We start from the raw sequence: 24718 nt of genomic DNA, 5'->3' as shown, positions 1-24718 counted from the left end.
GGCAGCATGCGAAGGCGATGCTGTAAGAGTCACGCACAGGCAGCGCGCAGGCACTCCCGCGAAGGGGGAAAACATTACGCACGCGGTTCATCACAAAAACACTCTATGCCCGTGACTGAGGGATGTCGACTTCAACGATTGTGGATCCCGCCATCTGGAAGCGTGTAACACCGCCTGTCAGTTGAGCGAGCCTTTCTTGTAAAAAAGGTACCTCGGTGGCCTCGGTTCCAATGCGTATATGCACCTCAGCAGCCCACTGAGTATCGAGAATCTGCGCGCCACAGTGGCGTAAATCAGCCTCAATACGGCCCGCATCCGTGGGGGAGAGTGCGGCCTCAAGGACTTCTAGGCTGCGTAGCTCAGCTCGGGGAGCTAGAGCGAGGGCCTCAGATACCGCTGTGGAGTAGGCGCGAATCAGGCCGCCTGCCCCTAAAAGAACGCCCCCGAAGTAGCGCGTTACCACGGCTGTTACGTTCCATACACCTGCGCCACGGAGAGCTTCAAGCATGGGGGTTCCAGCGGTTCCTGCGGGCTCACCATCATCGCTGGAATGTTGGTGTGGATTACGCCCATTAACCTGGATGAGATAGGCCGAACAGTTATGGCGAGCCTGAGGGTGCTCACTTTTCACAGCATCAATGAGGCCCTGGGCCTCCTGAGGTGAATCAGTGCGCCCAATCGTGGCGATAAAGCGTGAGCGTTTGATTTCTATTTCATGGGTGAGGAAGGTGCCGGAGCGAATCGTTGAGATCGCAGTCATCAATCCTCCAAGACATTGGGTATGGGAAGCGGCGGGGCTATCGGGCATGTGTCGTGCGGCAAAGAAAGTTAACAAGCCTTCGTCATAGCGTAGTGCTTTGGGTGAGAAGGTGGCGCGTATCGCATGAGGAAAAAGGCGATGTGGTTGGGAGAACCTGGTGGCGGCATGCTAACCTTGTCGGGTTGCCGGAACGCGATCGATCTCAATGCGTCGCACCGCAGCGCACTTGACCGTGGCGCCCACTGGGCAGTTAGGGAAGGTGCTGCGCCGGTAAGTCGACAATGAACCTGAGAGATAGAGGAGCGGTAGGGTCATGGCAGTTCCCAAGCGCAAGATGTCCCGTGCAAACACCCGCACTCGCCGGTCTGCATGGAAGGCCGACCTGACCGAGCTGAACACCATTAAGGTGAACGGCCGCGAGGTCCGCGTGCCCCGTCGCCTGGCGAAGGCCTACAAGAACGGCCTGCTGGACGTCGAGGCCTGATATACGCACGAGGAAACCCGGTACCGACACGGTGCCGGGTTTTTCGTTCCCTAAAGCGTTCCGTACTGCCCGCTGTGGATTACGTACAGCAATAGCCTCTTATTCGCAGCAAGCGGAAGTTGCCCGCTGCGAATAAGAGGCTATGTAAGAGCGAAGGGGAAGCTACTCGGAATCCGATGCGGCCGAGAGCTCCTCACCAATGGCTTTCCCCATGGCTGCACCTTCAACGCGGCCCTGAATAATTGCTGCCATGTCGATACCAGTCGAAGCCTTCAGCGTGGCGAAGGTTGCTGCAAGAGCCGTTCCTTGCTCACCATTGAAGTGCTCGGCCATTGAGGAATCCGCGCCACCAATAAGCGTGACCTCACCGACGTTGGAGTAGCCCTCAGCAAAGGATGCCATGAGGGAGGGGAGCGTCTCAAGAGCGCGGACGGCCAAGAGTGCCTGCTGGTTGTAAGAGAGAGCATCGGCCTCTTGGCGCAGGGCCTCGGCGCGGGCGCGGCCCTCAGCCTCAATCGCTTCCGCATTTGCGCTGGCCTTGAGGCGGGTTGCCTCGGCCTCCTTCTCGGCCTGGAAACGGCGTGCCTCTGCGTCTTTTTCTGCCTCAAAGAGGCGAGCCTCAGCCTGTCGTTCGATGATGCTGGCCTTTGCCTCGGCATCCTTCATCTGTTCGTAGGCGCGCGCTTCAGCGGCTTTTGTTTGTTCGTAGGCTTTGGCTTCAGCGTCTTGCTCGCGGCGGTAGCGGTCAGCTTCGGCTGTGCGGCGAACCTCGGCGTCAAGTTGAGCCTGTCGGTTGAGGGCTTCTTGCTCAAGGACGCGCTGTTGAGCTTGGGCGCGGGCGAGGGCTTCGGCTTGTTCGGCTTCGGCTTGGGCCTTACCGACTTCTGCTTCGGCGTTGGCGCGGTTTTGGTCGAGGCGGGTTTGCTCGACGAGGTTTTCTTCGTCGGTGGCGATTTGGCGTTGGGTGATGGCGCGCTCGGCGTTGGTTTGAGCGATCTCCGCTTCTCGGCGCTTGGCCTGAATCTGCGGCACGCCCAAACTTTGGATGTAGCCGACAGCGTCTGTGATGCCCTTGATCTGGAAGGAGTCGAGGATGAGGCCCTGCTCTTCAAGTTCGGCGGAGACGTCGGTGGCAATCTGATCGGAGAATTTCTTGCGGTCTCGCATGAGGACTTCGACGCTGAGTGTTGCCACGACGCCGCGCAGAGCGCCCTCAAGTTGTTCGGTGGTGAAGTGCTCGATGGCGCTGTCTTGGCTAGCAAAACGTTCCGCAGCACGACGAACAAGGGTGGGGGAGGAGCCGATCTTGACGATAGCGACACCTTCAACCTGCAGGGTCACATTGTCTTCAGACTGAGCTTCAGCCTGAAGGGAAACCTGACGTGAGCGCAGAGAGATCGTCTCTGCGCGCTGGGTAATGGGGTTTATAAGGGCGCGGCCATTAACGACGACGGTGACGGGAGAGGTCACGCCATCAATCGTCTGCTTACGGCCACTGATGACCAGGGCTTCGTCTGGGGAGGCCACGCGGATCCAACGCCGCAAGCTAAACACGATGAGGCCAAACGCTAGGGCGATAAGGGCGAGGATTATCAAGATCGGGATGAGGATTTCTAAGAGCACGATAGTCATGCGATCAGACTTTCATAGGGTGACCGGGGGTGGGGCTGGCTTCTGTGATGCTTCAAGAGAAAGAGGAGCAAGAAACCTATATATGACCTTAATACGTTAACGGTTTGATCCGATAGCTGGGGTGATCTTGAGCGGATGACGGTCAGAGGCGGACGAAACGCCCAGATTGGCTGATATATCAATGGGATATTCCTGGAATATTCCTGTGAGTAGATGTGTGTTGGAGGGGGTCGAATGGAAGGAGGATCCGGCACTCTTTTGGGGAAGTGTTGCGTGGCAAAGGCATAATCATGCCGATCTTTCTGGCTGTATGCGTAGTAGAGGCTTAGGGGGTATCGCCTTTGAGGGCGAGGGAATGAAGGTTGCGATTGTGTCGCATTGTTAGCTCGTGTCTCTCATATGTCTTTACAAAGTTATCCTGTGGTGTACGATCGTCACTAAGGCATCAGGGTAGATGTCGCTACGGGATGCAATGAACGACTCCCTAGAGAAGCGCCTCCAGGAGTGGGCGCTGAAGTCGCTCAAAGCACCAGAAAAACTGACATTCGTCCAAAGGGGGGCGGATGTGAGGACTGAGCAAGACACAAGGAGGCTGTTGATGACGCAGCAACAGAGTCACACGATGACACGTATCGCTCTTTTTGGAGTGGGGCGTATCGGTGTCGGGCATGCTGCAGCCTTAGTGACAATTCCTGACATACACCTGACAATCTGTGATGCTGATCCTGAGCGAGCTCACAGTGTCGCCAGCGAGCTTGCCAGCCAACATCCAGGAGCCAGCATCAACCATGCAACTCCTGAGAGCGTGTTTGCCCATCCCGACAACTACGACGGTGTCGTTATTGCTACTCCCACTGCCACCCACGAAGAGCTTATCCTTCGCTGCGCAGAAACAAAGCTTCCTTTCTTCTGTGAAAAGCCGGTTGCCGTTGACCTTGACGGCACGCTGCGTTGCATCCAAGCTGTCCAAGAGGCCGGCATCGCCTCGCAAATCGGATTCCAGCGACGTTTTGACCCCGCTTACACTGAAGCGCGACGCCGAGTGCACAGCGGCGAACTCGGCGACGTGCACCGCGTGCACATGATGACCTGCGACCAAAACCCACCCCCCGAATACTTCGTTGCAGAATCAGGCGGTATTTGGCGCGACTGTCTCATCCACGACTTCGACATCCTGCGCTGGATCACCGGACGGGAAGTTGAGGAAGTATTTGCCTTCGGAGCTGTCCGCGGAGCTGACTACTTCCGCACTCACGGAGACGTTGACGAGGGAGTGGCGGTCCTGCGCATGGACGACGACACCCTCGTCACCGCTCACACCTCGCGCAACAATGGCCAAGGCTACGACGTGCGCATGGAAATCTCCGGCACCAAAGCCAACGCCACCGTCGGCCTCGAACCTAAAGTGCCCCTTGTCAGCGTCGAACCTGGAGTGACCTTCCCCGACGACGAGCCATGGGTTGACTTCATCGCCCGTTTCCGTCACTGCTACGACGTTGAGTTACGCGCCTTCGTTGATGTTGTTCGCAGCAAGGCACCGAGCCCCTGCCCCATCGAAGACGCACTCGAAGCACTTCACATCGCCCTAGCGGTAGGCAAGTCCCGTGAAGAAGGACGCCCCGTCAAGGTGTCCGAAATCCGTCAGCACTGAACCATCACCCCGCGGCACACGAGAGAAAAGGAAAGCCCACATGGCCATTGATACCACTGTGGTGCCTCTCATTGAGGCAAAAGGGATAACAAAGAAGTTCCCCGGTGTGCTAGCTCTCGATGACGCGCAGTTCGCACTGCGCCCAGGAGAGGTACACGCCCTCGTCGGTGAGAACGGCGCCGGCAAATCCACAATGATGAAAGTCCTTGGAGGAATCTACACTCCCGACGCTGGAAGCGTATTCCTTGACGGACAAGAAACCCGCATCAACGGGCCACTCGACGCCCAAAACAAGGGCATCTCGATCATCCACCAGGAACTGAACCTCATGCCAGACCTCACGGTCGCTGAGAATATATTCTTCGGGCGTGAACCCTGGACAGGAACCCGATTCACCCTCTCACCCAAGAAACTCCTTGCCGAAACGCGAGAGTTGCTCGACAGGATTGGCCTTGACCTTGATCCCGAAGTGAAGGTTGGACACCTTACCGTCGCCAACCAGCAGATGGTGGAAATCGCTAAAGCCCTGTCCTTCGAGGCCAAAGTCCTCATCATGGATGAGCCGACAGCCGCCCTCACCCAACGTGAAGTCGAAGCCCTATTCCGAGTCATGGAGGACTTCGTCTCGCCTACCACCGGCATCGTCTACATCTCGCACCGCATGGAAGAGATCAAGCGAGTCTCCAATGCCATCACTGTCATGCGTGACGGACGATGGATCTCCACAGACTCCGCCGACGATCTTGAGATTGACGACATCATTGAGCGAATGGTTGGACGACAAATTGTGTCCAATATTCGCCCAGAGCCCCTACCGGAGGGACGAGAAACCGTTCTCGAAGTACGAGGACTCTCAACCCGCCACCTTCTCAAGGACGTCTCCTTCGACCTTAAACGCGGTGAAATCCTCGGATTCGCAGGACTCGTTGGAGCTGGGCGCACCGAAGTCGCCCGCGCCCTCATCGGCGCCGACCCCATCAGTGCAGGCGAGATCATCATCAAGGGCAAACAAGTCACGATCAAGAGCCCCGAAGACGCTGTACGCCAATCGATCGCCTACCTCTCCGAAGACCGCAAACAATTTGGCCTGCTTCTCGACAAGGACCTCATTATCAACACGGGGCTGCCCTCGTACAGGATCTGGTCGCGGGCAACCATCGTTGACGACTCAAAGGCAGAAGAAGTCGCTGAGGCCTACTGCAAACGCTTGCGCGTCAAAACCCCCTCGGTTCACCAGCGGGCCAAAAACCTTTCTGGAGGTAACCAACAAAAGGTCGTCCTCGCAAAATGGCTCGCCCGAGACTGTGAAGTCCTCATCTTCGATGAACCCACACGAGGTATCGACGTCGGCGCGAAAGATGAAATCTACGACCTGCTTGGCGAACTCGTCGCCCAAGGCAAATCCATCATCGTCATCTCCTCAGAGATCCCCGAAGTTCTTCGTCTGTCCCAACGCATTGTCGTCATGTGGGAAGGCCGAGTCACCGGCATCCTGACAAACGAAGAAGCCGCCCAAAACTCGATTATGACCCTCGCCACCGGGCAGGGAGCCAGCACAATTAAGGAGTCAGCGTGAGCACCACCCCCACTTCCGCCGCCTCGGCCGCATCAGACGCTCAACGTCCCAGCGGGGCAATGTTGTACTTCCGTCGACACGCCTCCCAAGTGCTGGTACTCGTCTCCGAAATCATCCTGATTATCGGATTCTCCCTGGCAAGCCCCTACTTCTTCCAGGTCAACAACTTCTCCGCACTACTCCTTGACGCCTCCGTCTACATCCTTCTTGCCTTGGGCCTGACCTTCGTCATCGCCACAGGCGGCATCGACCTGACGCCCGGCTTCGGTATTGCTTTCACCGGCGTATGCCTAGCGGTAGCGATGAAATGGTCATTAGAAGCAGGCCTTCCCCTGTGGCTGTGCATCCTCATCGGCGTCATCGTCGGCATCGCCTCTGGTGCACTCCTCGGCGCAGCAAATGGCCTCATGGTCGCCTACCTCAACATGCAGCCCATGATCGCCACCCTCGCCATGATGCTCGTCGCCTGGGGTCTGGCCATGGTGCTTTCAGGAACCTCCGCCATCCCACTCACCGAATTTGGAGCCTTCCTTGAACTCGGACAAGGACGCACCCTCGGCCTGACGAACGCCATGTACCTCATCCTCATTGCTGCACTCATCGCAGCATTCTTACTCAACCGCACCCTCATTGGCCGCTACGCACTGGCAATGGGGTCCAATGAGGAAGCCACGCGACTGTCCGGCGTCAACGTCCAACGCTGGAAGTTCCGCGTCTACATGCTTGCCGGCTCCTTCACCGGCCTCGCCGGTGTGCTCATGGCATCCCGCCTCGCCTCTGGCAAACCAGACGTTGGTCAGTCGTACGAAATGTACGCCATCGCTGCAGCCGTCCTTGGTGGCGCCTCCCTCCGCGGCGGCAAAGCCTCCGTATTCGGCTCAGTGATCGGCGCAATCCTCATCGCCACCATCCGCAATGGCGCAGTGCTCATGGGCATCCCCGATCAGTGGCAGAAGGTTCTTCTCGGCGCTGTCGTCCTCGCCGCGGTCTACCTCGATACCCGCCGCCGCGACCAATAACTATCCACCATTCCACAGCGCGGCATTCCCGCCGCCCCCCGATTTCAGTGCCCAGCATGGGCTGGCCTGACAAGAGAAATGAGGAAGATTATGAGGCTCACTAAGCCGCTCGCACTGGTAGCAGCACTGGCGCTGTCCGCCGCAAGTCTGAGCGCATGCTCGGGCGACACCGGTTCCAGCTCGGGTGCCTCAGGCGCTCCTGCAGCAGACGGAACAAACAAGTCCATTGCTGTCGTCGCCAAGGGCTACGCCAGCCCCTTCTGGGCTGCCGTCAAGTCTGGCGTTGAGGCTGCAGGCAAGGACCTCGGCTATGAAGTCACCTTCAATGGCCCGGACAACGAAACCGACGTCACCCGCCAAAACGACCAGCTCAACCAGGCTCTCGTACGAACCCCCGCAGCTCTAGCCTTCGCTGCCCTGGACTCCACCGCGCAGTCCTCTGTGCTGCAGCAATTCGCTGACGCAGGCATCCCTGTTGTTGCCTTCGACTCCGGTGTTCCCGGCTCTGACATCCCGCTCACCACGGTCGCCACCGACAACAAGGCAGCCGCAGCAGAGGGCGCAAAGAACCTGGCAGACCTGATCGGCAAGAAGGGCAAGGTCGCCATCATCTGCCACTCGCAAACGTCACTGACCGGACAGGACCGCGAACAAGGCTTCCGTGAATGGCTGGCGGCCAACGCCCCTGACATTGAAGTTGTCGAGGTTCAGTACAACAACTCTGACCAGGCAGTCGCCCAGCAGCAGGCAGGCGCAATCCTGCAGGCACACCCTGACCTCGCTGGCCTCTTCGCTACCGATGATGACGGCGCTGTAGCCGCCGCTCAGGCTGCTAAGACTGCGGGTCGCACCGGCGTGAAGATTGTTGGTTTCGACTCCGGCAAGCCCCAGCTCGAACTTATCAAGGAAGGCGTGATCGCCGGTTCGATCACCCAGAACCCCTACCAGATGGGCTACGACACCATTGTCTCGGTCGACAAGGTTCTCAAGGGTGAAACACTGGAGAAGTTCACTGACTCGGGCTTCTACTGGTACGACGCCAACAACCTTGACGATCCTGATATTCAGAAGGCTGTTTACGAGTGATCGGTGGGAGGACCTCCTCCCCAAATACAAGCCTTCTCATAGTCTCCCGTGATTGACTCCACGGGGTGATGGAAACGCGATGCCCGCCACCGGAAGAACCCGGTGGCGGGCATCGCTATCTGCAAAGAGAAAACCTGCGAAGGCTCGCGTACTACGCCATTGCTGCATGAGGCGCTGAAACTAAACAAGGGATCATCACACAAGCAGGTACACCGACGACACGACGGTGAGAGACACAATCAGGGGAGTGAAAATCTCTGGCTTGATTGAACGAATGAATGCGCGCCCAATAGCAATGCCAAGAAGGAGAGGAGCTAGCAAGACAAGAGCTGTTGAAAGAGAAGTCGCTGAGTACAACCCCAGGCTGTACTGGAAGGGAATCTTCATCAGATTCACGGCAAAAAAGAAATATGCCTGGGTGCCGAGAAAACGAACCATATCCATCCCAGAAGCGACAAAATATAAGGTCATTGGCGGCCCGCCAGCATTTGCCACCATCGTCGTGAAGCCCCCAAGACCGCCATAGAACCAGCGTGTGGGCGTGCTGCGCGAAAAAGATTGAGCATCATGCCGTGTGGAACCTAAAAGAATAAGGGTCCCTGCGGTGAGCAGTAAAAGGATCACGCCGATCAGGCGACGAAGCTGCTCACTGTTCAGAAGCCACACAATGAGAACCCCACACAATAGACCTATGAGAACCGGTGGAATGAGGCGTCGAAGTATCAGCCAATCCACATGGTGGCGGTATAGCCAAATGGCAAATAGATCCCCCACCAGTAAGAGGCCGAGCATAATCGCTGTGGATTCTCGTGCTGGAAGAATCGCAGCAAAGAGAGCCACAGAAAAGGTGACAAGACCCGGTAGCGCAGTCTTTGCAATCCCAATAAGAAATGCCGCAACCATAAGAACGCCCCAAGCAACGGGGCTCAGATCGTACAGAGGCAGCATAAGGGAATACTAGTGGACCCTGTGGGCGGACGAGGGAGATAAACGAGAGGCAAGGAGATTGAGGGAGCTTGGGAAGAGCAAGCAAATAAGAGAATAGGTGAGGGGAATGCCATCGGCATTCCCCTCACCTATATCCGGGTGTCAAATACCCAGCGATGAATCACTGACGTGTGCGTGCACGCAGAGTGATCATGGCAGCCGCTCCGCCACCGAGAGCAAGGAGAGCAACAAGAGAGAGCAAGGTGGATTCGAAACCAGTCTTGGCAACCTTAGGCTTGACCGAGGTGCTCTTCGGATCCTTTGCCTTCGAGTCTGCCTTGGGCTTTTCCGAAGTCTGAGGATTCTTGGGAGTTTGGTTGTCATCCGGCTTAGAAGCGCCCTGCAGTTCAGTGTTGCTGGGTCAACCAGGGTGAGGGTCTTGGCCTCGCCGCGCTTGATGAAACGAGCAGAGTCGCCGACAGTGAGTTTAAGTGCGGTGTCGTACAGGGCGGGGGCGTAAGCCTTTTCTGCATCGAACCAGTAAGCCTGCACCATCAGCGGCTTGGTGTAGTCGAAGACGAAGGTGGGGTAGGCGGCCTTGATGTCGCTAGCGGTGAGCTTGCCTTCGGCCCACAGCTTGTTGCGAAGCTCTTCCTTGAGGGAAATGCTCTTACCGTCGTAGGTGGCGACGAAACGGTAGTTGGCGTGCTTTTGAGCCTTGTCCACCGTCATCAGGTTATCGGTAGCCTTACCAGCCTCACACTGAGCAGCAGTGAGAAGTGGGGACGGTAATGTCATCTGCGCTGTCCTTAGGAGCAGGACCAGCCGGAGTGCAGTTCAGTGTTGCTGGGTCAACCAGGGTGAGGGTGTTTGAAGCGCCCAGCGGAACCATCTTGGTCATGTTATCGCCGGCCATTGTCGTGAAGTTAGCAACCTGACGATCAACGGGGAACTTAAAGGTTCCATTCTTACCGGTGTTAAACCAGTAGCTCTTGATGGTGACAGTCTTGCCATACATTGCCTCGAGCTTGGATTCACCAAAAATTGTCGCAGCGTTTGTTTCTCCGGTCAGAACACTCTTGCGTTCAGCGCCGTTAAGCTGCTTGAGTGGCTTGGCTAGTCCTTCAACCTCAACAACGAAGCGGTATTGCTGCTGTGCATTGCTGTCAGCTTCAAAGCCCGTTACTGAAAGGTGAGTGCTTTTGTCTGCGCACGTTGCTGCCGTCAGCTTAACGACGGGAACTGCTGGCTCAGATGAGGCCAAAGCGCCGGGGATTGCAACAACCCCGAGTGTGGCGGCAAGGGCGCAGGTAGCCAGTGCCGCTCCAAACTTCTTGAACATGATGTCATTTCCTTCCGCGGGCGCAGGGGCGACCCGCATGGTTTGAACATCACTACCCTATCAGTGAGACGAAGGATCGTGAAGGCTTTTAGGTAATGGAAATAGAAGTATTGTCACATGAAAAAGATGATATTTGGTCAGGAATGCCCTGAAACCAGTGGTGATCTGCGATAGCACCCCCGACAGGACTCGAACCTGCAACCTCGGGATTAGAAGGCCCTTGCTCTATCCATTGAGCTACGGAGGCTGGTGTGTGAAGCGCCCACAAAGTAGGCACCCCTAGCTTAGCGCCTTCGCGGAAGGTAGAACAATGAGCTGGTCAGAACGAAGATGAGCCGACTGCGGGACGCTGAGAACACGAAAGATGTTGCGACGACAGGAGCACAGAAAAGCTTTGTGAGGGCGCGCTTTACGGAATCTCACTATATGGGCATCTTCTGCTTGATCCATGGTGGAGACTCACACTTGGTGTCATGACAGCTTTCGTGACGCCGACATGCCGCCTCATGGGTGGCGTATGCGCACGAATGTGTATGTGACCGACTGTCCCACGTCCGTCACAGCCGAACCGACTCCCCATAGATCTTTTGTGCGCATTGTTGCGTGATTTCAGGGTTCGGCGCCAAAAGAAATTGGATACACCGTCATGGCCCTCGTCTACACGCCCGAAGACACCTGTACTTTCGACTCCGCAGCAGACACCACCTACGAACAATTCCTCGATATCCTCGCAGGCCTTACCCTCACTCAGGTAAGCCTGACCGTCGACATTGATCGCAAGCGAGTTCGCCGCAACTGCGAAGACATTGAACTCACCACCCAGGAATTCGCTCTCCTCGCACACCTCGCGCTCAACGCTGATCATGCGGTCTCTCGCGACGAACTCTTCTCCACCGTGTGGGCACACCGCGACCTCGACGCACAATCACGAACCGTGGACGCTCACATCCGACGGCTCCGCGTCAAACTCCACGACCCTGATCTCATCTCGACCGTCCGGGGCGCCGGGTATCGGTTTAATACCTCCCCAACGATCGCCATTGTGGCCACCCACGCCCGCGCGCGCCGCATCGCCCTCGCCGCCTGAAGCGTACCCCTTGCGCTCAGATCAGCAGGCGGAAAATCTCAGAATCGGCCGGTACTTCCTCCACATGCAAAGGAGAATCCTCCATACGCTGACGCAAGCCGTGAATATCATCGCGGCTTGAAAGGTCAATACCCACCAACGCCGGACCCGTCTCACGAGTGTTTTTCTTCGTGTACTGGAAGTGGACAATGTCATCGCCAGGGCCCAGAACATCGGCCAAGAACATGCGCAAGGCCCCCGGTTGCTGGGGGAAGGTCACCAGGAAGTAATGCCGCAGGCCCTCATGACGCAACGAGCGCTCTTGAACCTCGGCATACCTCGTCAAATCATTATTTCCACCCGAGGTCACGCATACGATCGCCCCCGATGCAGAGCCCGTCAAAAGAGCGCGTTGTTCGGGTGTTGCAAAGTAGTTGCGAGCCGCCGTTGACGCCAGAGCGCCAGCAGGCTCAGCAATCACACCATCAGAATGGTAAAGATCAAGCATCTCGGTGCACACTGCCCCCTCAGGGACAACCACGACATCGTCAACCAAGTGGCGAACAATGTCAAAAGCCACACTACCTGCGCGCCCCACAGCCGTACCGTCAACAAAAGGATCAACGCCAGGCAAGGTCACAGGCTCACCCGCATCAAGGGCAGCGCGCATAGAGGCAGCACCCGCAGGCTCAACACCAATCACACGGATCTCAGGGCGCTGCGCCTTCAACAGGGTGGCAATACCCGCCAACAGACCGCCACCGCCAACAGGGACAAGCACGCACGAGGTGTTCTCTGGCATTTGCTCGCACAGTTCGGCAGCAATCGTCCCCTGACCGGCAATAGTGCCAGCATCATCATAAGGATGAACATAGACGCGACCCGAAGTGCGGGCGGCTTCTTGCGCCAGAGCATTCGCGCGATCGAAAGTGCCATCAACAATGACCTGCTCTACCCAATCCCCGCCAATAGTCTGGATACGGTCACGCTTTTGCTTGGGCGTATTTGACGGAAGAAAGATCGTGCCGCGTACCTTCAACTGCGAACAGGCGTACGCAATGCCCTGCGCATGGTTACCAGCCGACGCACACACCACGCCCGCCTGGCGCTGCGCCGCGCTCAACGCTGACATGCGCGCGTACGCGCCACGAACCTTAAAGGAACGGCACTTTTGAGTGTCCTCACGCTTGAGGAAAACAGGGACTCCCAGGGCATCTGACAGGCGCTCAGAACGATCTAACTGCGTCTGATGCACCACGCCGCGAAGAATCTGCGCTGCCTCGTCAATGTGGGCGGGGGTGACGGGAAGGGCTGGCAGCGACGTCATGGGTTCTCCTCCAGAAACGACAATGATGTGCACAAATCTTAACCCCCGTTGCCATTGCCCGGCTCATAGCGTTCATATTGCTGTTGACAAGCAGACCTGCGCGCTCCGGTGGGCATTATGACGCTCGTCGTGCCCTAGTTCCCTTTCGATGGCGACATGTTCTTTCCTAAGCCAGCGGTAGGATAAGAGGGTGAGTACGCGTGTAAAAGATCCCCTGGTGTGGATCGATTGTGAAATGACCGGCCTTGACGTCAGCACAGATGCCCTTATCGAGGTGGCTGTCGTTGTGACCGACGGAGACCTGCGAATCCTTGACCCCGGCATTGACATTCTTATTGCTCCTCCCCAGGAAGCCCTGGACAATATGAGCGACTTCGTCCGTCAGATGCACACCTCGTCGGGTCTGCTTGACGACCTCGCCCAGGGGATCAGCATGGAAGAGGCTCAACGTCAGGTACTCACCTACATTCAGCGTTTCGTCCCCTGCCCACGCAAGGCACTGCTCGCAGGAAACTCCGTTGGTACGGACAAGATGTTCCTTGAGGCGAATATGCCCGAGGTGATCGACCATCTGCACTACCGGATTGTCGACGTGTCATCGGTGAAGGAGCTGGCAAAGCGCTGGCACCGCCATGCTTTTGAAGAATCGCCCGTCAAGCACGGAGGGCACCGCGCACTGGCTGACATTCTCGATTCCATCCAAGAACTGGAATACTATCGCCGCGCACTATTCCCTGCTCAGCCGATCACACGCGAGCATGCCCGTCAAGCAGCTCAAGAAGCTCTGGCCTTGGGTATTCCCGAATTGGCCACTGCTGCAGACGCGCCCCAGGAAGCCCTCTAAGGCGGCCTCGCTCGTTGCCGCTGGCGTTTATTTCGCGCAGTTATCCACCGGAGCTGAATCCCTCTTTGGAGCTTATCCACAGCGCCAAAGAGGGATTCGCGTTTTCCACAGCTTAAGGACGGAGAGCGCGGTCAATGCTTCAGCTTTATCCATAGTGGAAGAAGCCCTCGGATGAGGGCGTCCATCAGATAAACACCACGCGAAAAGAGAAGCATCATGACCGATTCATCAACCTTGACTTTCCGGGCACGCATCGGCTCAGACCTCACATCATCACGGACGACGAGGGGTGTGCCCGTGGTTCGTTTCCGAATTGCGGTCCCTCAGTGGAGGCGCACTGATTCTGGCGACTACGAGGATCTGGAGCCGCGTTGGTACACGGTGAGGGCCTGGGATCGACTCGCGCAAAATATTGCGACCTCGCTGTCAAAAGGCCAACCCGTCATTGTTGTCGGGCGGCCGGTGTCAAATGCGTGGGTGGATTCCAACGGTCAGATCCATAGTGAGATCGTCATTAACGCCAGTGCTGTTGGCCATGACCTGTCCATGGGGAGCGCCATGTTCTTTAAACGCGGCCAGGCACCCAATGCGAATGACAACACCGCCAGCGGTAGCGACTCTCTGGTGACAGACGAGGCAACCGCAGCGCCCAGTTCCGACGGGAAGGACGAGGGCGTGGCCGGTGAGGAAGTCCCTGTTGAACGCACCCATATTGGGGAGCATCGGGCAGATGTTGACGATGCTGATTTCCTCTTTGGTAAGAAACAGGGTGACGAGATGAGCAACAGCGCTGTCAGTGATGCGCATGTTGGGGAGTCGACGGATGCTGTGGCAGCTCGCGGGGCAGCATCCGTCTTTGACGGTTCCTACGATGATTCAGCCGTCCAGGGAGGTGCCGCCTAAGACGGACTCCTGCCTTGTTCCTTCCTGACCTGGCAGGATCTCGCTAGAGCGTTCCGCAGCCGCCGGAGTTTCCGCTGGTCAGCCCTGGGCTTCAAGAAGGACGTTGGCGATTGCGCTGGAACCGTCATGGCTTAAGGACAGATGCCAACGGAGCGCATCACCGCTGATCCCCAGGCCGCCCAGGCTTTCAGCGACACGTTGCGCAAACTGCCCGTGCAGGCGGATTGCTGGCCTGTGCCACTGGTCGTGGACAACCTCAATCTCGCGCCAATCCACTTCATCTTCACCAAGAGGAGGCGCCGTGCCGTACAGAGCAGCCGACCATGCTTTGACAACGGCTTCTTTAGCGGCCCAACGCGCCGCCAGATGAGGCACGGCAGGCAAGGGCAGGGGAGCGCCTGGTTGGAAAGAAAGGCCATGTTTTTCTGCCAGGCGCCTGGCAACTGTCCGCCACTCCCGGGCGGTGAACACCTGTGAGGTAAACACCGAACCTGGCTGGTGAAGCTGTTCAGCGAAGGCCTCGCAGTCAACCACGTCGATACCAATCCCAAGGATCATGTCGATAAACCTAACACGCACCGCCTCAGTAGTTCTTCCTGCGGTGGTGGCATCACAGAACGCAGCCGACAGGAACAACAGGGCAGGAAAAGGAAGATCAGGGGAGGAAGGAGAGAGAAAGGAAGGGGGAGGGAAGGCGCGTGTCAAGAGAGGCATGTGGGCCGGTCAGGATCGATCCTAACCGGCCCACAGCGACTCACGTGCCGCATGCAGCTCAGTGCCTGCGCCCTACCCGATGTAGAGCTGTCAGGCGCAGCCGCAGGCCTACCTCGGAGTGGAGGTGTACACGCCTTCAGCGCTTAGGCGAGCGTTCGGATCAAGAAGCATGGCGGCCTCAACCTCGTGAGCATCGCCGCCAGATGCCTCAAGGACATCACCGGTGGGGAGGCGGCGGGCGGGAGCAGCCTCGAAGAGCGCACGGTGGCCCATCATGCCAGCCTCACGATGACGGTGAGCCGCAACCAGGCGCGCGTCCGAACGTTCACGCCACTGGGCGAGCAGGGTCAACCCAGCCTCGTGATCCTGAGCGCTAGAGACAACCAGAGCCTCGAAAGCTGCAGGGTGAACCAGTGCGACCAGGGATGAGACGTGGCCAAAGCCCAGCGAGGTCGCAAAAGCGGCCTTGATAGGTCCACGAGCACCCAGGTCGAGCGGGGAACGCAACCACACCAGGTGCGGGTAGGCTGCCATCGCATCATCCACGCAATCCAGGGAAGCATTCGCAGGAATAACGCCCGTTTGGAAGAGCTGGGTGAGCCCACCAACCTGGAACACGCAAGCACCGCCCTTGGCATGTCCAGTCAGCGTCTTTTGGGAGATGACGAAAAGCGGATTACCAGCGTCACGGCCCAAAGCATGACCGATGCGCGTGTGCAGGTCAGACTCATTGGGGTCATTAGCGTTGGTCGAGGTATCGTGCTTGGAGACGACCGCCACATCATCAATGCTGACACCATAGGCACCAAGCTGCTTGGCCAGACGAGAAGCCTTCCCGCCACGAGCCGAAGCAAGGGCACCAATTCCAGGAGCCGGGATGGAGGTGTGGAAACCATCAGAGAAGGTCTGAGCGAAAGCCACCACGCCAAGAACTGGCAGTCCCATGTCCAAAGCCACGGATGCTCGGGTGAGTAGAACCGTGCCACCACCTTGAGACTCCACGAAGCCACCGCGGCGGCGGTCATTCGCGCGAGAGACAAAACGTTCAGAAATGCCCTGAGCGAGCATGTCATTGGAGTTGCCGGTGGCGTTCATCGATCCAAAGCCCACTACCGATTCGACCTGAATATCGTCAATGGCGCCAGCCACAACGAAATCAGCCTTACCGCAGTGGATCTTATCCACGCCTTCCTCAATGGACACTGCTGCGGTTGCGCAGGCACTGACGGGGTTAATCATCGAACCGTAGCCACCGATGTAGCTCTGCATGGTGTGTGCAGCCACAACATTGGGCAGGGTTTCTTGCAAGATATCTTGCGGGAACTCCTCACCCAGGAAACGGTCAACGAAAAGACGGTGCATGGAGGTCATGCCACCAAAGCCCGTGCCTTGAGTGGAGGCCACGTCGGCGGGGTGGACAATCTGCAGTAGCTCTGTGGGGCTAAAGCCCGCTGAGACGAAGGCATCCACTGCGGTGACAAGGTTCCACACTGCAATGCGGTCAATGGAGTCGATCATCGAAGCAGGAATACCCCAACGTGCCGGGTCAAAGTCGGTGGGGAACTGTCCTCCGATGCGGCGGGTGACGGTCGCCCGGCGAGGCACACGAGCCTGACCGCCTGACTTGCGCGTCACCTGCCATTCGCCGTCCACCTCGGTGATGACGGTGAACTCAGGGTCTGCCGCCTGGTAGGAGAGGGCTTCCTCGTGCGAGTCCACGGTGAAGGTGATGTCACGATCAAGGAAGATCGTGGTCAGCTCCGGGCTCCACCCGTCGTGGAGAGGCCCATCGTCGGTAAAGAAGCGCACGCCGGAGCGGGCGACGACCTCGTCACGGTAGCGTTCGAAGATCTGCGCTTCGGGGACGAGCTGATCGTCAGCGTCGTACCAGCCGCCAACGGGAGTATCCGACCAGGTGAGCAGGCCTGTCATCCACGCCAGTTCGAGGACGCCCGCGGGAGTGAGTTCCACGCTGCCATCGGACTGGATGCCAAGCTCGGCCTCCAGGCGAGTGCGGGCCGAACCCCAGGGGCCAACCTCGCCGTGACCGACGATGACGACCGTCTCGTGCAGGTCGGCGTTCACCTGCCCCCACTGGGCGGGGTCAATATGGGTGGGCAGTGAGAGCGTGGGTGAGGGCAGGGCGTCCACCGTGGGATGCGCAGCAGCAGCGTCAGAAACCTGCGCGGGAGCGTTCTCCAGTGCTTGCTTGCGCAGCGCCACGAGGTCAATGCCGCTGCCCAGTCCACCGGTCAGGTCAGCCTCAATTGGAGCTGACGAGGCCGCCTGGCGAGTCTGAGTCGAACACAGATCCATGAGTTGATCGGCCATTTCTTCGGTCGACCAGGTACGCACGCCGGTGGATTCCACAGCGGCAACCATTGGATCGTTGCCACCCATGAGGCCCGTGCCGCGCACCCAGCCGATACGCGGGTGAGCGAAGGACACGCGCGAGGACCAGACTGGCTCGGAGTGCCACTTATTGAGGATGGCGTCGAAGGAGGCCTTCGACTCGGCGTAGGCGCCGTCCCCACCGAAGATGCCACGGTTGGGCGAGCCGGGCAGGACAACGTGCAGGCGGTGATCAACGTCAGTGTCAGCGCCAATCGCGGCAAGGGCAACGATCGAACGCTCCACGCTCCACAGCAGTAGACGCATCTGGTTTTCCGTCTGCGCGCCCGAGTCAGCCATCGTTCCACTGACCTGCGGGGCAGCGAAGGGGAAGAACAAGGTGGGGGTCAGTGCGGGCTTAACCTCCACGGCTGAGCCTCCCACAGAGGTGGAGTAGGGGTTACCCACCCACTCCGCTAGAGCATCAACGTCACGGTAGGAGGATAGATTCGCCGGGACCAACCACAGGCGGGCACCGGGGGCAGCATGTTCCCGATACAGGCGCTTGGCAAAGCCGAGACGGCGAGCATCCACACGCGAGGATGTGGCAATAACGGTTGCCCCACCGGCCAGCAGGCGTGCAACGACAGCGCCACCAATAGAGGTCGGCGTCATGCCCGTCACCACAGCAACATCATTCGCGTAACGCGTGGCCTCAGAATTGGTCGAGGTCAGGGCTTGTTCCCGGATAGAGCGGTAAAGCTCAGCCAGGTCCTGGCGGCTTTCCTTCTCCGCCCGCTTAGCCCACCATGCCGCCTGGTCGGCAACGGCCTGACCGGCACCAGCAAAGAGGGGCGATCCGCTCAAGGTGCCGTCAACCCACAGGCGTGCGAGGTCCTCGCGAGCACTCGCCCAACGATCGTCGATGAGCACAGCCTTACGGGCATCGAAGGCGGGGGCAACCATATCCACCCACTTCGATCCGAGCTCAGCGGCAACAGCTTCGACAACGCGGGCGGCCTCGTCGTCGCTGTCAGCGACGGGGACAACCGGGGAGTGACCAAGCTGGGTGAGGATATGGCGAGCAGTAGATGCCAGTACACCATCAACGCCGGTGACCTTTTCTGCGAAGGCATCCAAAGCAGCCGAATCAACAACGCCACCGCCAGCGCCACCACCGGCCTGCGGCAGTGTCACACTGATTCCGTGACGCTGGCCCACCGAGCGCACAGCCGTGTCAATGAGCTCATCAACACCAGCTGCATTTGCAGGAGCTGCGGTGGTGAGAGTGGCGAGCTCGCCCTCACGGGTCGAAGCTCCCTCACGGGTGCCAAGCAGAATCTCTGCGGTGACGTGGTCAACCCAGCCAGCGCCGAGCTGCCAGGTGCCGGTGACGCGCTCAGCAATGCGTGTGGCCTTCGCCCCCGCGCCACCAAAGAGCTTACGCACACGGTCCTTGACCTGATCCCCCAAAACAGGGCCGAAAGCAGCGTACCCCTTCGCGAGGCGGTCAACGGTGGCACCCAGGGTGGCAACATCAGCTTCAGCCGCGCCATCAATGGAGGACAGGCCCAACTCAGCGGACATATCCATCAGCAGCTGGTTACGGCGCGAGGACACACCATTGGTCAACGTTTCAGTGGTGTCGCGCTCGCCCACCTCATCAAGACGGATCTTCGCTGCCAGGGCAAAAAGGGCGCGGATCGCATCAGAAGCTTTGAACGGCAGGTCGGCAACGTCGGCACCTGACACGCCACCACCTGCAGGAGCGGCAGGTGCGGCCACAGGAGCGGGCGCAGCCGGGGCGACATCAGCGGCAGGTGCGGCCTCCGAAGCGGCCTCCGAAGCAGTGGGTGCAGCAGTGGGGGCTGGCGGTGCCTCTTCCTCGGCTTCTTCTACCACAGCAACATCAGTGCGTAGGACTCGGGCCTCATCACGCTGGGCGTTCAGAACCGTCACTGCACGGCCAGTGAAGGCAGGGAGTTGCAGGGTGCGGGCGGCCATATTCGCCAGAGTCGGGGCAGCACCCAAGCCCACCTCAACGACCTCGTCCACGCCCAGGCCACCGGCCTCGGCGCTACGCAGCAAAACATCCTGGGTTTCAATCCACCGCACGGGGGAGGCAAACTGCCAGGAGAGCAGCTCAATGAGCAACAGGCGAGTAAGCTGCGCGGGCGCGGCCAGGGCCGCTTCCCACGCGGCGTCAGAATCAAGCAGATCCTGGAGCGCGCGGGCGGGCACAACCTCACAGATTGACTCCACGAAGGAGCGCGTCAGCTCGAAGGGGCGAGCCACGAGGTTCGGAATGTAACGGCCCACGAGGAGTCCAGGATCAACCTCGGTGGGAATACGCTCATCAAGGCGCTCACGGAAGTCCGCCACGCCGTCACGCAACACAGTGGAGTGGAAGGGAACGTCAATGCCGGGCACATACATGAAGGCCCCCTTGCCGCCAGCGCGTGCAGTGCGCTCGGCAGCATCAGTGGCCAGAGCCTCCAGGCCAGCGACCGTGCCCGCCACAGAATACTGCTGGCCGGCAAGGTTGTAGTTGACGATCTGGAGGAACTCACCCGATGCCTGAGCGATAGAGGCAACGTAGTCCTCAACATCCTCGTGGGTGATGCCGAATTGGCTCGGACGCAGGGCACCCATACGGTAGTTCGAGGCGCCGTTCTCATCACGGCCCACCAGGGCGTGCATGGTGGAACCTCGGTGGAACACCAGGTCAAGAACAGTTTCCAAGGGGAAGACCTGGGCGTAGGCAGCCAAAGCGTCATACTCGCCCAGGGAGTGGCCAGCAAAAGCTGCGTCATCCACCAAAGCGCCCTCTTCCCGCAGGCGTTCGGTCTGCGCAATTGCGAGGGTTGCCAGGGCAACCTGCGTGAATTGGGTGAGATTCAAGACGCCCTCGGGGTGACGATGGGTCACGCCACGCACGGTAATCTCCGTGGGGTTATCGCGCACGATCGTCAGGATCGAGAAGCCCAGGGCTTCGCGGGTGAACACATCAGCGCGCTTCCATGTGGCATCCGCTGCCGCAGACTTGCTGCGCTCGTCCAAGCCCATGCCGCGAGATTGAATACCCTGGCCGGGGTAGATGTAAGCAGTGCGGGGAGCGGTGGTGTGTGCGGTTGCGCGAGAGACAATATTGCCCTCGACACGGCAGGTGACCTCCAGAGCCAGACCGCCACCCAACACGCGGCCCACGCGCTCAACAGTGATTTCCACCTGGTCGTTGAGCTCGACAGCGCCGTACATAGAGTAGGTCCAGCCCCGCAGCTCCAGGCCCACGCCACCAGGCACTGAAGCGCTCGCGGCGTGCTGAGCGGTGGCCGACAGCCACATGCCATGCACCAGGGGAGCGTCCATGCCTGCAACCTGCGCTGCGGCGTATGAGGTGTGAATGGGGTTGAAGTCGCCTGAGACGATAGCAAAAGGCGTCATATCCGAAGGAGCTGTCACCATCACGCGGCGCAGCACCGAACGAGGCGTGTCAATGACCTTTCCTTCAACGCCGCCAGCAGCGGGCGCATCGGCGGGCACATTCGTGCCGGTCGCACGGCCGCGAATCGCGAAACGCTCACGGGTGGAGCCAACGGTCTGACCATTGGCCGACAAACTCAGTGCCACGGTGACGATACGGCCGGAGGAAGACTCGTCAATGGCTGCCACATGAGAGACAACGTCAATACGTTCGACGCCCTGAGCGCGTAGTTCCTCAGGGGAGGTAGAGAACTCAATGAGGTGGTCAAGGTGAACAGCGTTGAGGAGGCCTTCAATGACCGGATAATCCTGGTAGATAGCCGACCCCAATGCCGCGTAGATGGCAGGCCATGCCGGGCCAAGTAGTGCGTCGGGCACGCAGCGCGTGGGAACGAGGCCAGCGGGTAGGCCAGCGCCAGTGACCGCGTAATGATCGGGGCCAAGTGAGGCTGGTAGAGCGAAACTCCAATGAGCCTCACCGAAGGGGGAGAGTTCGGAGGGCTGCATCACCGGCATAGCGGTAATAGCGTCTCCCGTCATCGAGGTTGACCCCACGCCTGCAGTTGCGGCAAGCATGGCGTACATGTGCTCGGGCAGGCTCTCCTCGTCAATGACGGGAACGCCACCTGATGCAGTCGTTGCCGGTAGCAGCAGAGGGAAGATGAGCTGGCGGACGGCATGCTTTTCTACGCCCCGAAGGTCAGCATCCCACGCCGTATCCAGGTGGATGACCATGTCGACACCCCGTTCAGTGTCACGCAACTCCACCTGTTCTGCCGGAAGAATGGCCGCAGGATTGAGCATGAGGTGGCCGGTCCACATAATGTGGGGCACCTGGCGCAGCCATTCTTGAGCTGAAGCCGACGGCGCAGCCCCGCCAAGGCGGGAGTAGGCGGACTCGGCGATGGCACCCATGTCAGCCAGGCGGGCCACGGCAGCAGCCTCGAAACGGCCGAGCAGTTCAGCAACGGGTTCATTCACGCGGTCAATGCCAGCCACCGACACCGGGCCGGGGATGATACGCACCGAGTCGGCGCTGTAGCGGGCATCCTGGGCTTGCCACAGACCGTCTTGGCCCCACCAGCGCAGCAGGTCATCGTCAAGGACCGGAACAAAAGGCATGGGCTTGGGGTAAGAGCGGCACAGGGTGGGGAACCACGCCTGATCAATGGCTGTCACGAAAGTTGTGTGAGCGGCGGGGTAGGCCTCCAGTACGCGTGCTACGGCCGCGGGAGCATCTTCAACATCAGCAACGGTGGGGAACAGGGTTTCCACCGTGCCGTGATCAACAGGAGCCAAGCGAGCTTCCACCCGCTGAAGCAGATCATGGAAACGTAGAGTCCACGTTGGATCCACCCACGGGTAGGACAGATCAGCAAAACGCTCAACCCACTGCGCGTAGGTCATTTCTGCCAGGTCGCCAAAGTAGGGCTTCGCGGTACGGCCCAGAACCTCAATGATTTCCTCGCGGCGAGCCTGGACGGCTGAAGCATCCGAACCCAGGTCTGCAATGAGGCGGGCTGCGGCTGCCGCCGCGTTATCCACCTCGTGCATGTCGGCGCGCAGGTGGGACAGACCAGAGGTCATGCCGCCCTCGCTGGCGCCCACACCCACCCAGCCGCGACGCAGACTGTGAGCGTCAATACCGGGGGTATCGACCAGGCGCTGCTTGACTTCTTCGCTGGTGCGCGCCTCCTTAACGGTCATGGCAGCGGTGCCAATAAGAACACCGTCAACAGGCATGAGGGGGCGACCATACGCCAAAGCCCACTGGCCTGACAGGTAATCAGCGGCGCGCTCGGGGGTGCCAATGCCGCCACCTGCGCACAGCACCACGTTATCCACGGCGCGCAGTTGAGCGTAGGTCGCCAGCAGAAGCTCGTCGAGGTCCTCCCACGAGTGGTGCCCACCGGAGTGTCCGTCCTCAACCTGAACGATGACGGGAGTGGGGGCCACCTGTGTGGCAATAGCAACAACCTGAAGAATCTGGTCAACGGTTCCGGGCTTGAAGGCCACCCAGGGGAAACCGTCACCACGAAGCTGGGTGACCAGCGCGGCTGCCTCGTCCCCTTCGGGGATGCCAGCAGACACGACGACGCCATCGATGGGTGCGCCCTGCGCGCGAGAGCGCGAGACAATGCGTTGAGAACCAAATTGTAGGTTCCACAGGTAACGGTCCAAGAACATGGAGTTGAACTGTGCGGACACGCCAGGTTCGAGCTGCTCACGCAGGCTGGCGAGGTTTTCCATGTACACCTCTTCGGTGACCTGGCCGCCACCTGCGAGCTCCGCCCAGTAGCCGGCATTCGCAGCCGCCGCAACGATCTCAGGATCAACGGTGGTGGGGGTCATGCCCGCCAAAAGCACGGGTGAACGGCCGGTCAGGCGTGAGAACGCCGTGTCCATAACAGTACGACCGTCAGGCAGTGTAATTAGCGAGGGGGCCAGTGTAGACCAGTCGGCGGGGGCGGGCGGCGCCCAGCCGATGGTGAGGAAACGATCGCGGTCCTCCGCGCTGCCTGCCTCAACAATGCCAACCCCTTGGCCGTGAAGCAACGGCGCAGTAAAGGACGCCAACGTTGAGCCAGGGCCGACATCGACAAGCCAACGAACGCCGGCAGCAACCTCGCCCCGGATCTGCTCCACCCAGTCAACGGGGTCGACAAGCACCGCACGAGCCAGAGCAAGGTTCTCCTCCGAATCAAGGCCGCAGGCCTGAGCCCAGCGCTGTACCTGCTCGAATGCGCCTACCATCAGCGAGGAATGGAAGGGAATGTCCACGCACAGGTAATCGAAAACAGGTGAAAGCGGTGTACCGCCGATCTGCTTAGCTTCGCGCGCAGCACGCTCAACACTGCTGCGCTCCTCCAACAAAGCACGTACAGTGGCCAGATCCGTGGGAGCACCCGAAAGAACAAAGGACTCGCCACCATTACGCAGGGCAATGCTAATCGGCCCATCCCCAGCAGCAGGGGCAGCCTCGTTCCACTGGGCAACCATTTCCTCAATCACAGCGGCAGGCACCTTACGGACCGACAGCATGGGGGAGGCTTCACCAACACTGTGGATACCCTCGCGCGCGACAGCCTGCTGAGCAGCCGCACCAATCAGACGAGCCATAGCAAACACCATGCCCGCCCCCGGACGATCCCCACGAGCCCACGCCTGGGAGGCAGCAACACCCAGCACCCCCTGCGAGTGGCCAAGGAAACGGGTCTGACCGAGTGTGAATCCTTCCGATTCCAGGGCTGCAACAGCAGCAAGCTGGGTGGCAAGGATACCGGGGATCGAAAACCCTGCCCCTGAGGTGTCAGGACGGGAAACATCGGAGAAGAAATCGAGGGAAGCGAGCCCCATCGTCGCCAATGACATGCGCACGGGCGACAGGTAGGAGTCTGAAGCCTCGCAGAGCTGGGTAATGATCGTGCGCGCATCGGAGTCATGGGACAGAGACTCAAGAGTGCGCTGCCACGGGGTGGATTGTCCAGCGAAGAGCAAGGTAGTAGAGGCGTTGTTCAGTTCAGCCAGAAAAAATGAAGAAGACATGAATCATCCAAGGTAGAAACGGGTGGG

16 protein-coding genes are annotated in these 24718 nt (G+C 59.3%); 8 read left to right on the top strand and 8 right to left on the bottom strand.

Annotated elements, in window-relative coordinates:
- Positions 1-103 precede the first annotated feature (103 nt).
- Positions 104-760 carry a YigZ family protein gene (locus EII11_RS08150; protein WP_124871327.1) on the bottom strand — a complete coding sequence of 219 codons (657 nt, stop codon included), beginning with the start codon at positions 758-760 and terminating at the stop codon, positions 104-106.
- A 313-nt stretch (positions 761-1073) separates the two neighbouring features.
- On the opposite strand from EII11_RS08150, the gene rpmF reads away from it, so the two are divergent.
- Positions 1074-1244, top strand: a complete 171-nt coding sequence (gene rpmF, locus EII11_RS08145; RefSeq protein WP_124871324.1) for a 50S ribosomal protein L32 — start codon at positions 1074-1076, stop codon at positions 1242-1244.
- A 162-nt stretch (positions 1245-1406) separates the two neighbouring features.
- Here the strand turns inward: rpmF and EII11_RS08140 are convergent, their stop codons facing one another.
- Positions 1407-2876, bottom strand: coding sequence for an SPFH domain-containing protein (locus tag EII11_RS08140; protein WP_124871321.1), 1470 nt, complete (start codon positions 2874-2876; stop codon positions 1407-1409).
- 598 nt (positions 2877-3474) lie between these two features.
- On the opposite strand from EII11_RS08140, the gene EII11_RS08135 reads away from it, so the two are divergent.
- The 4 genes from EII11_RS08135 to EII11_RS08120 all read left to right on the top strand — a co-directional run bounded on the left by EII11_RS08135 (position 3475) and on the right by EII11_RS08120 (position 8208).
- Positions 3475-4527 carry a Gfo/Idh/MocA family protein gene (locus tag EII11_RS08135; RefSeq protein ID WP_240623112.1) on the top strand — a complete coding sequence of 351 codons (1053 nt, stop codon included), beginning with the start codon at positions 3475-3477 and terminating at the stop codon, positions 4525-4527.
- 40 nt (positions 4528-4567) lie between these two features.
- Complete coding sequence (locus EII11_RS08130; protein ID WP_124871318.1) at positions 4568-6103, top strand: sugar ABC transporter ATP-binding protein; 1536 nt, start codon at positions 4568-4570, stop codon at positions 6101-6103.
- Positions 6100-7122: an ABC transporter permease gene (locus EII11_RS08125; RefSeq protein ID WP_124871315.1), complete on the top strand. Its 1023-nt coding sequence runs from the start codon at positions 6100-6102 to the stop codon at positions 7120-7122. The genes EII11_RS08130 and EII11_RS08125 overlap by 4 nt, the downstream gene beginning before the upstream one ends.
- 90 nt (positions 7123-7212) lie before the next feature.
- Entirely contained in the window at positions 7213-8208 is a 996-nt protein-coding gene (locus EII11_RS08120) for an ABC transporter substrate-binding protein (protein WP_124871312.1), read from the top strand.
- A 195-nt stretch (positions 8209-8403) separates the two neighbouring features.
- Here the strand turns inward: EII11_RS08120 and EII11_RS08115 are convergent, their stop codons facing one another.
- The 3 genes from EII11_RS08115 to EII11_RS08105 all read right to left on the bottom strand — a co-directional run bounded on the left by EII11_RS08115 (position 8404) and on the right by EII11_RS08105 (position 10477).
- The gene (locus tag EII11_RS08115) at positions 8404-9156 is read right to left on the bottom strand and encodes a sulfite exporter TauE/SafE family protein (RefSeq protein ID WP_165867122.1); all 753 of its coding nucleotides are present in this window, start codon (positions 9154-9156) and stop codon (positions 8404-8406) included.
- Between the two features lie 189 nt (positions 9157-9345).
- Complete coding sequence (locus EII11_RS08110; RefSeq protein WP_124871308.1) at positions 9346-9933, bottom strand: hypothetical protein; 588 nt, start codon at positions 9931-9933, stop codon at positions 9346-9348.
- Positions 9893-10477, bottom strand: a complete 585-nt coding sequence (locus tag EII11_RS08105; protein WP_124871305.1) for a hypothetical protein — start codon at positions 10475-10477, stop codon at positions 9893-9895. The genes EII11_RS08110 and EII11_RS08105 overlap by 41 nt, the downstream gene beginning before the upstream one ends.
- 646 nt (positions 10478-11123) lie before the next feature.
- On the opposite strand from EII11_RS08105, the gene EII11_RS08095 reads away from it, so the two are divergent.
- Positions 11124-11564 carry a winged helix-turn-helix domain-containing protein gene (locus EII11_RS08095; protein WP_124871302.1) on the top strand — a complete coding sequence of 147 codons (441 nt, stop codon included), beginning with the start codon at positions 11124-11126 and terminating at the stop codon, positions 11562-11564.
- A gap of 16 nt (positions 11565-11580) precedes the next feature.
- Here the strand turns inward: EII11_RS08095 and ilvA are convergent, their stop codons facing one another.
- On the bottom strand, positions 11581-12870 hold the full coding sequence (gene ilvA, locus EII11_RS08090; protein WP_124871299.1) for a threonine ammonia-lyase IlvA: 1290 nt from the start codon (positions 12868-12870) through the stop codon (positions 11581-11583).
- 190 nt (positions 12871-13060) lie between these two features.
- Between ilvA and orn the strand changes: the two genes are divergently transcribed.
- Entirely contained in the window at positions 13061-13714 is a 654-nt protein-coding gene (gene orn / locus EII11_RS08085) for an oligoribonuclease (RefSeq protein ID WP_276310961.1), read from the top strand.
- Positions 13715-13930: 216 nt separating this feature from the next.
- A complete protein-coding gene (locus tag EII11_RS08080) occupies positions 13931-14617 on the top strand; it encodes a single-stranded DNA-binding protein (protein ID WP_124871297.1) in 687 nt (228 codons plus the stop codon).
- Between the two features lie 78 nt (positions 14618-14695).
- Here EII11_RS08080 and EII11_RS08075 read toward each other — a convergent pair whose 3' ends face one another.
- Positions 14696-15331, bottom strand: a complete 636-nt coding sequence (locus EII11_RS08075; RefSeq protein ID WP_240623111.1) for a holo-ACP synthase — start codon at positions 15329-15331, stop codon at positions 14696-14698.
- A gap of 108 nt (positions 15332-15439) precedes the next feature.
- Positions 15440-24691 (bottom strand): type I polyketide synthase, encoded by a 9252-nt coding sequence (locus EII11_RS08070; RefSeq protein WP_124871295.1) that lies wholly within the window; start codon positions 24689-24691, stop codon positions 15440-15442.
- Positions 24692-24718: the final 27 nt, after the last annotated feature.

The organism is Schaalia canis (assembly GCF_003858455.1).
Lineage (GTDB): Bacteria > Actinomycetota > Actinomycetes > Actinomycetales > Actinomycetaceae > Pauljensenia > Pauljensenia canis.
The sequence above is the reverse complement of the archived record's forward strand: the minus strand, read 5'-3'. Positions and strand labels throughout refer to the sequence as shown.